The sequence below is a fragment of the Candidatus Andeanibacterium sp. genome (assembly GCF_057143545.1).
Genome location: NZ_DBNHSF010000228.1, coordinates 1 through 13,472 on the forward strand (window position 1 = coordinate 1; position 13,472 = coordinate 13,472).

At 63.3% G+C, this 13,472-nt stretch carries 15 protein-coding genes; 9 read left to right on the forward strand and 6 right to left on the reverse strand.

The window, feature by feature from the left end; genetic code table 11:
* Positions 1-63 precede the first annotated feature (63 nt).
* Complete coding sequence (locus AC16XC_RS13160) at positions 64-1,506, reverse strand: AMP nucleosidase (protein ID WP_484035119.1); 1,443 nt, start codon at positions 1,504-1,506, stop codon at positions 64-66.
* Positions 1,507-1,624: 118 nt separating this feature from the next.
* Between AC16XC_RS13160 and AC16XC_RS13165 the strand changes: the two genes are divergently transcribed.
* Entirely contained in the window at positions 1,625-2,629 is a 1,005-nt protein-coding gene (locus tag AC16XC_RS13165) for a YncE family protein (protein WP_484035120.1), read from the forward strand.
* A gap of 64 nt (positions 2,630-2,693) precedes the next feature.
* On the opposite strand, the gene rplI is transcribed toward AC16XC_RS13165, so the two are convergent.
* Genes rplI through rpsF form a run of 3 tightly spaced genes read right to left on the reverse strand, consistent with a single transcriptional unit; the run spans position 2,694 to position 4,004 of the window.
* The gene (gene rplI, locus AC16XC_RS13170; protein WP_484035121.1) at positions 2,694-3,398 is read right to left on the reverse strand and encodes a 50S ribosomal protein L9; all 705 of its coding nucleotides are present in this window, start codon (positions 3,396-3,398) and stop codon (positions 2,694-2,696) included.
* 13 nt (positions 3,399-3,411) lie between these two features.
* A complete protein-coding gene (gene rpsR, locus AC16XC_RS13175) occupies positions 3,412-3,636 on the reverse strand; it encodes a 30S ribosomal protein S18 (protein WP_484035122.1) in 225 nt (74 codons plus the stop codon).
* Positions 3,636-4,004 (reverse strand): 30S ribosomal protein S6, encoded by a 369-nt coding sequence (rpsF, locus tag AC16XC_RS13180; protein ID WP_484035123.1) that lies wholly within the window; start codon positions 4,002-4,004, stop codon positions 3,636-3,638. The genes rpsR and rpsF overlap by 1 nt, the downstream gene beginning before the upstream one ends.
* A gap of 277 nt (positions 4,005-4,281) precedes the next feature.
* Here rpsF and AC16XC_RS13185 point away from each other — a divergent pair, with 277 nt between their 5' ends.
* Both AC16XC_RS13185 and AC16XC_RS13190 read left to right on the forward strand, forming a co-directional pair.
* Positions 4,282-5,226, forward strand: a complete 945-nt coding sequence (locus AC16XC_RS13185) for an amidohydrolase family protein (protein ID WP_484035124.1) — start codon at positions 4,282-4,284, stop codon at positions 5,224-5,226.
* Positions 5,223-5,741, forward strand: coding sequence for a DUF3237 domain-containing protein (locus AC16XC_RS13190; RefSeq protein ID WP_484035125.1), 519 nt, complete (start codon positions 5,223-5,225; stop codon positions 5,739-5,741). Before AC16XC_RS13185 ends, AC16XC_RS13190 begins: the two co-directional genes overlap by 4 nt.
* Positions 5,742-5,753: 12 nt before the next feature.
* Here AC16XC_RS13190 and AC16XC_RS13195 read toward each other — a convergent pair whose 3' ends face one another.
* On the reverse strand, positions 5,754-7,175 hold the full coding sequence (locus AC16XC_RS13195) for a glutamate ligase domain-containing protein (protein WP_484035126.1): 1,422 nt from the start codon (positions 7,173-7,175) through the stop codon (positions 5,754-5,756).
* Positions 7,176-7,283: 108 nt separating this feature from the next.
* On the opposite strand from AC16XC_RS13195, the gene AC16XC_RS13200 reads away from it, so the two are divergent.
* The 5 genes from AC16XC_RS13200 (at position 7,284) to dnaN (ending at position 11,785) form a co-directional block, all read left to right on the forward strand.
* Positions 7,284-8,108: an LD-carboxypeptidase gene (locus AC16XC_RS13200; RefSeq protein ID WP_484035127.1), complete on the forward strand. Its 825-nt coding sequence runs from the start codon at positions 7,284-7,286 to the stop codon at positions 8,106-8,108.
* A 202-nt stretch (positions 8,109-8,310) separates the two neighbouring features.
* Positions 8,311-9,246 (forward strand): ACP S-malonyltransferase, encoded by a 936-nt coding sequence (gene fabD, locus AC16XC_RS13205; protein WP_484035128.1) that lies wholly within the window; start codon positions 8,311-8,313, stop codon positions 9,244-9,246.
* A 35-nt stretch (positions 9,247-9,281) separates the two neighbouring features.
* A complete protein-coding gene (locus tag AC16XC_RS13210) occupies positions 9,282-9,674 on the forward strand; it encodes a GxxExxY protein (RefSeq protein WP_484035129.1) in 393 nt (130 codons plus the stop codon).
* 45 nt (positions 9,675-9,719) lie between these two features.
* Positions 9,720-10,484 carry a 3-oxoacyl-[acyl-carrier-protein] reductase gene (fabG, locus tag AC16XC_RS13215; RefSeq protein ID WP_484035130.1) on the forward strand — a complete coding sequence of 255 codons (765 nt, stop codon included), beginning with the start codon at positions 9,720-9,722 and terminating at the stop codon, positions 10,482-10,484.
* Positions 10,485-10,645: 161 nt separating this feature from the next.
* Complete coding sequence (dnaN, locus tag AC16XC_RS13220; RefSeq protein ID WP_484035131.1) at positions 10,646-11,785, forward strand: DNA polymerase III subunit beta; 1,140 nt, start codon at positions 10,646-10,648, stop codon at positions 11,783-11,785.
* A 4-nt stretch (positions 11,786-11,789) separates the two neighbouring features.
* On the opposite strand, the gene AC16XC_RS13225 is transcribed toward dnaN, so the two are convergent.
* Positions 11,790-13,106: an FAD-dependent oxidoreductase gene (locus tag AC16XC_RS13225; RefSeq protein WP_484035132.1), complete on the reverse strand. Its 1,317-nt coding sequence runs from the start codon at positions 13,104-13,106 to the stop codon at positions 11,790-11,792.
* Positions 13,107-13,268: 162 nt separating this feature from the next.
* On the opposite strand from AC16XC_RS13225, the gene AC16XC_RS13230 reads away from it, so the two are divergent.
* The coding region (locus tag AC16XC_RS13230) for a GTP-binding protein (protein WP_484035133.1) at positions 13,269-13,472 on the forward strand (204 nt) is incomplete at its 3' end.

Genomic DNA, 13,472 nt, shown 5'->3' on the forward strand with positions numbered 1-13,472 from the left:
TGGGAATTTGGTCGTATCATCTATTTCTTGATTCCTATTGCCTATTGCCTACTTACCACTCCCTCACCTGAACGGCGGTTCGTTAAACGCGCGCAGCTTGCGGCTGTGCAGCCGCGGGCCCTCGGCCCTGAGCCTGGCGCAGGCGCGGATGCCGATCTGGAGGTGCGCGGCGATGGCCTCTTCGTAGAACTTGTTGGCCTGGCCGGGCAGCTTGATCTCGCCGTGGAGCGGCTTGTCGGAGACGCATAGCAGCGTCCCGTAGGGCACGCGGAAACGATAGCCCTGGGCGGCGATCGTTGCGCTTTCCATCTCGATCCCGACCGCGCGGCTCTGCGACAGGCGGCGGGCGGACTTGGTGTAGCGCAATTCCCAATTGCGATCGTCGGTGGTGACAACAGTCCCGGTGCGCATGCGCTGCTTGAGATCGGCGCCATGGGTGCCGCTCACTTCCTCGGCCGCTCCGGCCAACGCTTGCTGCACCTCGGCAATCGCGGGGAGCGGAATCTCGGGCGGCAGGACGTCGTCGAGCACGTGGTCGTCGCGCAAATAGGCGTGGGCAAGAACGTAGTCGCCGATCTTCTGGCTCGGACGCAGCCCGCCGCAATGGCCGATCATCAGCCAGGCCTCGGGTCGCAACACCGCGACATGGTCGCAAATCGTCTTGGCGTTGGATGGGCCGACCCCGATATTGATCAGGGTGATTCCCTGCCGGTCCTCTCCCAACAGGTGATAGGCCGGCATCTGGTGCCGCCGCCAGGCCGTGTCCGAAAGCTGGTTGCGCGCATTGTCGGTGGCCTTGTCGATGAAGAGCCCGCCGGCGCCGGCCAGCGCGGTGTAGCCATCGGTACCCAGTTGCCTGGCCGCCCAGTCGACGAATTCGTCGACATAGCGATGGTAGTTGGTGAACAGCACGTAGCGCTGGAAATGCTCGGTCGCGGTGCCGGTATAATGCGCCAGCCGGGCCAGCGAATAGTCGGTCCGCAACGCATCGAACAGCGAGAGCGGGATCGGGGCTTCCGGCCCGCCGAGATCGATCCCGTCGGCCAGTTCGTCGCCGATCAGGGCGAGGTCGGTGCTGGGGAAATGCTCGGCGATTTCGGTTGGCGGAATACCGGCGAGCCGGGCTCCCGCTTCGCCGTCGAGGACGTAGGGAAACGGGATCTCCTGCCGCGACTTGCGGACTTCCAAGCTGACTTCGTGGTTGCTGGCGATCAGGTCGAGCTGTTCGGAGAGGTAGTCCAAGAACATCGCCGGGCGGGTGACCGTGGTTGCGTAGGTGCCATTGACTTCAAGCCGCCCGAACGCATGCGAGGCCATTCCGGGGCGCCGCTTGCCTTCGTAATGGACCAGCAGCTCGGGATAGCAATAGCTCCCGTCCGCCCGCCGTGCCGGATCGGGCAGCGCACCTGTTTCGGCATATGCGATAATGTCTGCCCGAAGGCAGGACGTCGCTTCGTCGAACAGGTCGAATATTCGGGTGAGCGCAGCGGCCGTGGTGAGGGACATGTATCCAGCTAGACCGGTTGGTGCTGCATTTCAAAGGCAGATATGCAGCGCGCGATTGCCGTGCGTCCCCGGCCGCAATAGTCTCGGCTCCTAACGGATGCGGCGAGAGGAGAAGCCAGTGATGAAAACGGCCAGCTGGATTGCCTGTGCCGGCCTGCTCGCAGGGTGTTCGGCGCTCGACGAAGCGCCGGCGGTCGCGCAGGCGTCCGAGGATGTAAGCGGAACGCTGCTGGTGGCCAACAAGCGCGGCAATTCGCTCTCGCGGATCGACCTCGCCAGCGGCGAGGAAACCCACCGGGCGGAAACCTGCGAAAACCCGCATGAGCTGACTGTGTCGCCGGACAAGGCCTTCGTGCTGGTCGCGTGCTATTCGGGAACCTCGGTCGAGGCCTACCGCACAAGCGACCTTGCCTTGTACTTCAAGACCGAACTTGGCGAAGGCGCTCGCGTCCACAGTGCCTTCTGGCATGCCGACGGACGCATTCTTGCGGGCGCCGAGGGCCGTGGTTCGCTGTTCGTGATTGCCGATCCGAAAAATCCCGGGGGTGCGATCGTCGAGATTGGCGATGGCGCACCTGGCCCGCACATAGTTGCCGCCGATGCCGAGGGCGCGGTCGCATGGGGAACGATCATTCCGACCGGCACGGTGGTCCGCTACGACCTGGCCGGCGGCAGGGAATCCGCGCGGCGCCAGCTGGGCGGGCAGGTCGAGGCACTCGCGCTGTCGCCTGGCGGCGAAAGCCTTTGGGTCGGCTCCAATTCGGATGCAAAGGTCTACCGGCTCGATCCGGAGACGCTCGAAACCAAGGCCGAGATCGCGGTTGGCGAGGTTCCGATCCGGATCGCGGCGCATCCGGGCGGTGGGTTTGTCGTCACTTCGAATTTCGGCGGCGGCGATCTCAGTGTGCTCGATACCGGGTCCAACGAAGTGGTGCGGACTATCACGGTTTCGGGAAGCCAGGCGGCCGCGCAGGTGACGCTGGTCTTCTCCGAAGATGGCGAGCGGCTCTATGCCGCCGAAACGGGCAGGGATGCGATTGCGGAAATCGATTTCGAATCCGGCACAGTCCTGCGCCGCTTGCCGGCCGGGCCGGGCGGCGACGGGCTGGCGGTGATCGACTGACAAAGCAAGGGCGCGACTCCAATGCGGAGCCGCGCCCTTCGCGTTCCGATACTGAAGCGAAGGATCAGTCTTTCGACTTTTCCTCTTCGTCTTCCTCGCCGGCTGGCTCCTCTGCCGGAGATTCAGCGGTTGCAGCCTGTTTCGCTGCGGTTTCTTCAACCGGTTCGGCCTGGACGGGGCTCTCCAGCATCTCGGCCGGGATTTCTCCGATCTCAAGAGTCGAATCCCTGGTCAGGTCGCCTGCGGCCTCGGCGATCTCGGCCTGCTCTTCTTCGAACAGCTGCGCGATCACGTCGACACCCTTGCTCTGGAGCTCGGCTTCGTCGTCCGAACGGGCGACATTGGCCTTCACCGTGACATGGACTTCGGGGTGTAGCGCGACGGTCACGTTGAACAGGCCGATGGTCTTGATCGGGCTGCCCATGATGACCTGCTTCTTGTCGATCTTGTGGCCCTTTTCTTCGAGCGCGATCACGATGTCGCGAACGTTGACCGAGCCGTAAAGCTGACCGGAGTTCGATGAAGCGCGGATCAGCACGATCTCGGTCCCGTCGACCTTTTCGCCAGCCTTTTCGGCCTCGCTGCGCTTCTCGGCGTTTTCCTTTTCCAGGCGCTCGCGATTGGCCTCGAACACCTTCCTGTTGGCTTCGTTGGCGCGCAGGGCCTTCTTCTGGGGAAGCAGGAAATTGCGGGCATAGCCGTCGCGAACCTTAACGACGTCGCCGATCTTGCCGAGCTTCTCGATCCGTTCAAGGAGGATGATTTCCATCGGTCGGTCCTCCTTATTTCACGATATAGGGCAGCAGGCCGATCTGGCGTGCGCGCTTGATCGCCTTCGACAGCTCGCGCTGCTTCTTGGCGGATACGGCGGTGATGCGGCTGGGGACGATCTTGCCACGCTCGGACATGAAACCCTGCAGCAGGCGGATGTCCTTGTAGTCGATCTTCGGCGCATTCTTGGCTGCGAAAGGGCAGCTCTTGCGGCGCCGGAAAAATGCACGGGCCATCAGTCGAGGTCCTCCCGGTCGCGGTCGCGGCGCTTGCGCTCGCGGTCCTGCTTGCGCATCATCACCGACGGGCCTTCCTCGAGCTCGTCGACGCGGATCGTCAAATAACGGATCACGTCTTCGTTGATGCGGGTCTGGCGCTCGAGCTCCTCGATCACCGTGCCCGGCGCATCGATATTGAGCATGACGAAATGCGCCTTGCGGTTGCGGTCGATCTTGTAGGCGAGGTTCTTGAGGCCCCAGGTTTCCGTCTTGGTGACCTTGCCCTTGCCATTCTCCACGATTTCCGTGGCGGCGGCGGCCAATGCGTCGACTTGGGCCTGGCTCAAGTCCTGGCGCGCCAGAAATACATGCTCGTAATACGGCATGCGCGCTTCCTTTCACTCCTGCCGATCGCTGGCTGATCCCGCACCGTGCAGGGGCCCCTCCGGCTTTCTTCGCTCCCTGCCCGGAAGCAGGGAAGCGGCGCACATACAGACTTTCGGCGGGATTGCAAGGCCAGAGACCGCTCAGCCGGCCATTGACCGGGGGCGGTTGTGCGGGCAGCGTGCGGGGAGAAACAACCGACGGGGATCTTGGATGCCGAACCTCCTCAAGCTGAAGACGGGCATTGCCTTGCTCGCGGCCGGAGCCTCAGCGCCAGGCGTGGCTCAGAACACCACCACCGATGTCCCGCCGGTGATCGATGTCCATTTCCACGCGATGATCGACACCCCGCCAAGGGCGATCCCGATGTGCCCCAACCATTCGGGGTTCCTTGCCGCCGATCCGGCAGAGGCAAATCCCGCGCCGATCGGCTGGACACAGGAGGAATGCACGCCCAAGCTCTATGCTTCCGAACCGGGGCAGTATGTCTCCGACCTCGCGGCCGAAATGGAGCGGCTCAATGTCACCGCGGTGGCATTCGGCGATGTCGCAACCGTGAAGCGGTTCAGCGATCTGATCCCGGGACGGATTATCCCGGGTACCGGCTTCAGCACCGCGCCGGATGCGGACCAGGCGGAGCAACTCGCGATGCTGGAGGACGCATTCACCAACCAGGGCTTCAAGGTGATGGGCGAAATCGGCCTGCAATATCAGGGCATGTCGCCGAGCGACCCCAGCGTGGATGCCTATTTCGCGCTCGCGGAGCGGCTCGACATCCCGGTCGCGATCCATATGGGCACCGGCGGATCGGGCCGGGCCAACATCTACATGCCGAATTTTCGGGCCTCGATGGGCGATCCGTTCCTGCTCGAGGACCTGCTGGCGCGGCATCCCAAGCTCAGGGTGCAGATCATGCATGCCGGCTATCCGATGATCGACAACCTGTTGGCGCTGCTGCAGGCCAACGCCTATGTCTATGTCGATATCGCGGGCCTGATCTGGAGCTATCCGATCGAGGAAGTGAACCGCTATATCGAGCGGATCGTCGATGCCGGGTTCGGCGACCGGGTGATGTTCGGCACCGACCAGTTCATGTATCCCAAGCTGATGGCCTATTCGATCTCGATCGTGCAGAATGCCGATTACCTGAGTTCGGCCCAGAAGCGCGATATTCTTTACAACAATGCCGCAAGATTCCTGCGGCTGGAAGGGGACGGCGAATGAACCGTTTTGCAAGTCTGGCGGCTGCATCGGCGTTGTTTTTGGGCGCCCAGGCGACGGCCCAGCAGGGACCGCCACCGCCAGCCGAACCGGGGCTGGAATTGCTCTATCGCTCGGTCGTCACGCTGGCGCCGGCCGTCGAGCTGGGCAAGACGCCGCTGGGCGTGCGGCGCTTCATCCCGATCACCGGCGGCACGTTCGAGGGTCCCGACATTAAGGGTGAGATTCTGCCCGGCGGGTGGGATTGGCAGCTAACGCGCCCGGATGGCTGCACCCAGATCGTCGCCGATTATTTTCTCAAGACCGATGACGGCGTGGTCATCAATATCGTCAATTCAGGGGTGCTGTGCGGCCCGGGGGAAGACGGCACACCCAACCCTCCGCGCACCAGCCCGGTGTTCGAAGCTCCGATCGGCAAATATGACTGGCTCAACAAGGGCGGCTATATCGGGACGCTCGGCTTCGATCCGACGGTCGAGGGGCCCGCGGTGGTGATCACGGTCTATCGCGCGAATTAGCGCGATCGCAGGTCAGGCAAGCCGCGCGAGCAGGTCTTTCGCGAACCCGGTCAGCGTATCGTCGCGGGCGCCCATCACCACGATCCGGTCGCCGGGCTCAGCGAGTTCGATAATCCGCTTGGCGCAATCATCCCGCGAGGGAATGTACTCGGCGCTGCCCTTGGCCTTGTTGATCAGCGCGACGATCCGCTCGCTGCCTTCGCTGCGGTCGACGGTGCCCCCGAAATAGACCGGGTCGCACATCACGATAACGTCGTCCTTGCCAAGCTCGCGGGCAAAGGTTTTGGCCAGTTCCTCGCCCATCTGCTTGAGCGGGCCGTAGCCATGCGGCTGGAAAAAGGCGATCACGCGCCCTGGCTGGCTCTTGAGGGTGCGCAGCGTGGCGGCGCATTTCTCGGGATTGTGGCCGAAATCGTCGATCACGGTGATCCCGGAGGGGCTGGTCCCGACGATTTCGAACCGCCGCGCGAGGCCCTGGAAGCGGGCGAGGGCCTTCGCCGCCTGGCCGACCCTGATGCCCGCAGCACGCGCGGCGGCGATCGCGGCGAGCGCGTTGGAGAGATTGTGCCGCCCGGGCATCGCCAGCATCAGCGAATGACGCGTACCGCGGCGGCGATCGAGCACCTGCGCGCCGATCCTGGTCGCGGTTTCGACCACGCTGCCGGGTTCGATCCCGATCATGGCATCTTCGCTCTCGATCCCGAAGCTGAAGGCGGCATGGGCGCGCGTGGCAAGTTTCCGGCACTCGCTGTCGTCGAGATTGATTGCGGAGCTGATTGCCGCATCGACGAAATTGCCGAACAGATCGCGCAGTTCCGCCATGCTCTTGTGATCGAGGCTGACATTCAGGAGAACCGAGACGGCCGGCCGGTAAAGCGCGATCGAGCCATCGCTTTCGTCCACTTCCGACACGAACAGATCGCTCTTGCCGATCCTTGCGCTGGCAAAGGGCACTTCGTCGCTGACGAAATTCTTCATCACCGCGCCGTTCATGATCGTCGGGTCGCGGCCGCAATCGGCAAGGATCCACCCCAGCATCGCGGTGACGGTGCTCTTGCCGCTGGTCCCGCCCACGGCAATGCTGCATTCGGCCCGGTTGAACAGCGCCGAGAGCAATTCCGCGCGGCTCATGCGCTGGCAGCCGAGCTCCTTCGCTCGCAACACTTCGGGGACGCTGTCCTCGACCGCCGCCGAGGCGACCAGCACCTGGCGCGGCGAGGTGATCCCGCTGCCGTCCTGCGGGAACAACTTGATGCCCTGTTGTTCGAGCCAGGCAAATTTTTCGGGCGTGCGGCCCTGGTCGCGGCTGCGGTCCGAGCCTGCGATCTCAGCACCCTGGCCACGCAGGATCATCGCCAAGGGCAGCATGCCCGATCCGCCGATGCCGCAGAAGAACCACGGATGGGAAGTCAGGTCTGCGGGCGCTTCGGTCATTTTCCTGCCTTAGCCATTTCGTCACACCAGCGGAAGCTTAGGTCTCTGGCCGCCCGGCACGCCAGCTTTCGCTGGCATGACGGCCGGTTTCATTGGTAAGGCATCGCCATGCCCCGGATTGCCGTTTGCGCGCCATCGACGCCCTTTACCCGCGAAGACGCGGCACGCATCGAAGCGATTGCGGCCGATTTCAACGGAATCGAACTGGCTTTCCACCAGCAGTGCTTTGCCGAACAGGGCCATTTCGCCGGGCCGGACGAGCTTCGCCTGGCGGCATTTCTCGAATGCGCCAACGATCCGGCCGTCGACGCGGTGTGGTTCGTGCGCGGCGGATATGGCGCGAACCGGATCGCAGCCGAGGCCGTGGAAGGGCTGGGCGACGCGGCGCGGGACAAGACCTATCTCGGCTATTCCGATGGCGGCTACCTGCTGGCCGCGCTTTACAGGGCCGGAATCGGCAGGCCGGTCCACGGTCCGATGCCGGTCGATGTCCGGCGCGAGGACGGGGATGCCGCGGTACGCCGATCGCTGGGCTTCCTTGCCGGAGACCTGGCCGGGCTCGAGCCGTCGCTCGATCAGCAGCCAGCCGTCGCCTTCAACCTGATAACGCTCGCCATGCTTTGCGGGACCGAGCTGATGCCGAACCTTTCCGGTCACGTGGTGATGGTCGAGGAGGTTTCGGAGCATCTCTATGCCGTCGACCGGCTGTTTTTCCACATTTCGCAGCACTTGCGGGGGATTGCCGGCCTCAGACTTGGCCGAATCGGCGATGTGCCGGAGAACGACCGTCCGTTCGGCGCGGAGCCCGAGGAAATCGCGCGTTTCTGGTGCGAGAGGGCCGGTATCGGCTTCCTTGGGCATGCGGATATCGGCCATGATGCCGCCAACAAGATCGTGCCCTTCGGGGTTGCGGCTGGCAAGGCCGGCCAATAGTGGTTCCTCCCCCTTGATGGGGGAGGGATACGAAAGCTTGTCGGCTTGCCGACTAGCTGGAGTTGGGTGGGGGTGGTGCTGCCTGATGGCCTGAATTCGGGCAATGGTGACACCCCCTTCCAAGCTTCGCTAGCTCCTGGCGGAGCAAGCTATGCTATCCTTCCCCCATCGAGGGGGAGGGATTATCTTTTGGGAGCCTTTGATGCGTGCATTCCTGTTTCCGGGCCAAGGCAGCCAGAAGGTCGGCATGGGGGTCGAACTGGTCGCCGCCAGCACAGTGGCTCGCGAAGTGTTCGAGGAAGTCGACGATGCACTCGGGCAGAAGCTATTCGCGATCATGCGCGACGGGCCGGAAGAGCAATTGACGCTGACCGAGAATGCCCAGCCGGCGATCATGGCCAATTCCATCGCCACGCTGCGTGTGCTTGAGAAGGAAGGCGGGCTGACGATCGCCGACAAAGGCGATTGCGTGGCCGGCCATTCGCTCGGCGAGTACACGGCCTTGTGCGCGGTCGGGGCCTTCGCGCTGGCCGATGCGGCGCGGCTCCTGAAATTGCGGGGGCAGGCGATGCAGGCGGCGGTGCCGGTCGGCGTCGGGGCGATGTGCGCGCTCCTGGGTGCCGATGTCGAGAAGGCCCAGAAGCTGGCCGACGCGGCTGCGGAAGGACAAGTGTGCCAGGTCGCGAACGACAACGATCCCGGCCAGGTCGTGCTCTCCGGTCACAAGGAAGCGATTGAGCGTGCAGTTGCCTTGGCCAAGGAGTTCGACATTCGCCGGGGCATAATCCTGCCGGTATCCGCGCCGTTCCATTGCGACCTGATGGCTCCCGCTGCCGAAGCGATGGCCGCTGCGCTGGCGGACATGCCACCCAAGGCGCTGCGACTGCCTGTCTACGCCAATTTCAGCGCTTCCGCCGTGTCGGACCCGGACGAGGAGCGCGACCTGCTGGTCAAGCAGGTCTGCGGGCGCGTGCGCTGGCGTGAGAGCATGATCGCGATGGGACATGCGGGGGTAGAACAGTTCGTAGAGCTTGGCGGCAAGGTGGTCGGGCCGATGGTCTCGCGCACACTCGAGGGTGTAGAAGTGACCAGCGTGGTGACGATGGACGATATCGAGGCGCTGGCAAAACATATTTAGACGCTCGCAGAGGCGGTGAGGCGCGGAGGATCGCGATGCGACCAATCGATGACTTAAGCGGCATCGTCGTCGATGAATGCATCCGCATTCATCGCGAACTTGGTCCAGGCCTGCTAGAAAGCGTTTATGAGACGGTTCTTAGCGGGGCATTGGAACGCCATGGATTGGGTGTCGACCGGCAAGTGCCGGTCGATATTGAATATGACGGGTTGCGGTTTGTAGCAGCGTTTCGCATCGACATACTGGTAGACAATAGGCTGATTCTGGAGATCAAGTCGATCGAGCGACTCCAGAATCTACATGCGAAACAGCTACTTGCTTATTTATGCCTGACGAACAGATCGGTTGGATTGCTGCTTAATTTCTCTGGTGAAACCATGAAGGAGGGTATTCGCCGGGTAGTCAACAATCACGATTCCGGACAATAGGCTCCGCGCCTTACCGCCTCTGCGAGCGCCAAAATGGAGAAGATGATGTTCGACTTAAAAGGCATGACCGCGCTGGTCACCGGCGCTTCGGGTGGGATCGGCTCGGCGATTTCCTATGCGCTGGCGCAGCAGGGCGCGCGGCTAGCGCTGTCGGGCTCAAACCCCGACAAACTGCGCCTGTTCCGCGAACAGCTCAACGACGAGGCGCCGTGCAGAGGCGAGGGCGACCATGTCGAGATCACCTGCAATCTCGCGAATACCCAGCAGGTCGAACATCTCGTCCCGGCCACGGTCGATACGCTTGGCGGAATCGACATCCTCGTCAACAATGCAGGGATCACCCGCGACAACCTGGCGATGCGGATGAAGGACGAGGAATGGGATGCCGTTATCAAGGTCAATCTCGAAGCCGCCTTCCGCCTGATGCGCGCCGCCGCCAAACCGATGATGAAGGCTCGCTTCGGCCGGATCGTGACCGTCACCAGCGTGGTCGGCGCGACCGGCAATCCCGGCCAAGTGAACTATGCCGCGGCCAAGGCCGGGCTGGTCGGGATGACCAAGAGCTACGCCCAGGAAGTCGCCAGCCGCGGGATTACCGCCAATTGCGTTGCGCCCGGTTTCATCCGCACCAAAATGACCGATGTCCTACCCGATGCGCAGAAGGAAGCGCTCAATGCCCGCATCCCGATGGGCAGGATGGGCGAAGGCGAGGATATCGGTGCCGCCGTTGCCTTCCTCGCATCGAGGGAAGCGGGCTATATCACCGGCCAGACGCTGCATGTGAATGGCGGAATGGCAATGCTCTCCTGAATCCAAAATCCGGCGGTTTTCGGGCATTTATCCCCAGAATACGGGAATTGCGTGAAGTGCAACCTTGCCGCGCGTGGCAGGGAGGGTAAGGGTATGGATCCATGTAATTTGCGCTTTGGGGCGATTCCTAGAAGCGCGCGTAAAAGGGACCGAAGGGAACGATGAAGGCAACCATCGAACGCGCTACTCTGCTGCGGTCGCTGTCCCATGTCCAATCGGTGGTCGAGCGGCGCAACACGATCCCGATCCTGTCGAATGTCCTGATCGATGCCTCGGCCGATGGGACCGTGCGAATCATGGCGACCGATCTCGACCTGCAGGTGGTCGAAAGCATGGCCGCGGTGTCGGTCGATGCTCCCGGCGCGATCACGGTTTCGGCGCATCTGCTGTTCGATATCGCTCGCAAACTGCCCGAAGGCAGCCAGGTCGGGCTCGAAACCGACGAGAACCGCATGGTGGTCAAGGCCGGGCGCAGCCGCTTCCAGCTGCCGACCCTGCCGCGCGACGATTTCCCGGTGATCGTCGAAGGCGATTTGCCGACCAGCTTCGAGCTTCCTGCCAAGACGCTGGCGGAGCTGATCGACAAGACCCGCTTCGCAATCTCGACCGAAGAGACACGCTATTACCTTAACGGCATCTTCCTGCACGTATCGGACGAGGACGCGAAGGGCGGCGGGCCGGTGCTCAAGGCTGCGGCGACCGACGGCCACCGGCTGGCGCGCTACACGCTGCCGCGGCCCGATGGCGCGGAAGGCATGCCGGATGTGATCGTGCCGCGCAAGGCCGTGGCCGAGCTTAGGAAGCTGCTCGAAGAGGCGCTCGACGGCAATGTCGAGATCGACCTGTCGCCCAGCAAGATCCGCTTCACGCTCGGCGGCGAGGGCGGGGTGGTGCTCACCAGCAAGCTGATCGACGGGACCTTCCCCGATTACAGCCGCGTGATCCCGACCGGCAACGACAAGCTGTTGAAGCTCGATCCCAAGAGCCTGTTCGAAGGGGTCGACCGCGTGGCGACGATCGCCACCGAAAAGACCCGTGCGGTCAAGATGGGGCTCGAAGCGGACAAGGTGACGCTTTCGGTCACTTCGCCCGACAACGGCAATGCGGCCGAGGAAGTGCCCGCCCAATACAAGGCGGAGGGGTTCGAAATCGGCTTCAATGCCAACTACTTGAAGGACATTCTCCAGCAAGTGGACGGGGACAGCGTCGAGCTGCACCTGGCCGATCCCGGCGCCCCGACCCTGATCCGCAAGGACGAGAAGAGCCCGGCGCTCTATGTGCTGATGCCGATGCGGGTTTGAGGCGCTAACCCCGCGCCTTGATCATCGCATCGACATCGACGAATTTCTCGCGCGGCGCGCCGGTGCGCGCCGCCTGTTCCTCGGCTTCCTCGATCTTCTTCCAGTCCTTGAAGGTCACCACTTCGAGATTGCGGAGATTGGCGATCGTATCGAAGCCGGGGCGTCCCTGCTTGTTGGCCGGGCCGAGGATGCCGGTCTCCATATCCTCGACGATCGTCTCGATCACCGCGAAACCGTCGGGCTTGTTGGTGCCGATCGTGCCCGAAGGCCCGCGCCGGGCCCAGCCGACGCAATAGAGCCCTGGCAGGATCCGGCCCTCGTCATTGGGGAAGCGCCCCGCGCGCTCGTCGAACGGGACGTCGGGAATTGGCGATGTGCGATAGCCGATGCAACTGACCACCAGCCCGGTGGGGATCGTGTAGGTTTCGCCGGTCGGAATTGCCTTGCCCGCCCGGACTTCGGTGCGCTCGACCTCGATCGCCTCGACCTTGCCGTCCCCCGTAAGCGCCTTGGGCTGGGCAAAGAAATCGAATTCGATCTCGATCTTCTTGTCCGCATGGATCTCCTCGGGGATCGCCGCGAAACTGCGCAGATGGGTGACGGACTTGCGAAGCCCGGGCTCGAGCAGAGCGTCGTCGCCCTCGTCGGGCAGGTCATGCGGATCGACCCGCGGCGAGGCGCGTTCGAGCGAAGCCAATTCGCCGAGCTCCTTGGGGGTCATCATGATCTGGTGCGGCCCGCGCCGGCCCAGGATCACGATCCGCTCGATCCCCGAATGGGTCAGCTTCGAGAGCGCGTGGGCGACGATATCGCTCCCTTCGAACTCCGCTTCGGTCTTGGACAGGATCCGTGCCACATCGAGCGCGACATTGCCCATCCCGATGACGACCGCGGTCTTGCCCGACAGATCGGGTTCGAGTCCGGCGAATTGCGGATGGCCGTTATACCAGCCGACAAACGCCGCGCTGCCGAAGACATTGCCGAGCTCGCTGCCCGGGATATCGAGCTCGCGGTCGTTGGGCGCGCCGGTGGCCAGCACCACCGCGTCGTAGAGCGCGCGCAGTTCGGGGATGGTGATATCCTTGCCGACCGTGACATTGCCGACGAAGCGGACGTTTTCGGACAGCGCGGTCTTTTCGTAGCGCTTCGAGACGGCCTTGATCGACTGGTGATCGGGCGCGACGCCGGTGCGGATCAGCCCGTAGGGCACCGGCAGGCAATCGAAAATATCGACCTGGACGTCGTCGCCGAGCGCCTTCTGCGCAGCTTCGGCGGTGTAATAGCCCGCCGGACCCGACCCGATAATCGCAATATGCCGCAACCCTTGACCTCCCCCGCGACTTTGCACGAGCAGGCAACCATGAACGCGCCGGGGCGCCAATTCAAGCGGGTGCGGGCGGCGTGGCGCCAGGTAATCAACGGATTTGATTGCTTGGAAGCGAAGCTTGCTGACATGCGCCGGATGCATCGCTAAAGGCGCCGGATGACCGACCTGGCGCATATCCGCAATTTTTCCATCATCGCCCATATCGACCATGGCAAGTCGACCCTCGCCGACCGGCTGATCCAGGCTTGCGGCGGGCTGACCGACCGCGAGATGAGCGAGCAAGTCCTTGATAACATGGACATTGAGCGCGAGCGCGGGATCACCATCAAGTCGCAATCGGTGCGCCTCAGCTACACCGCG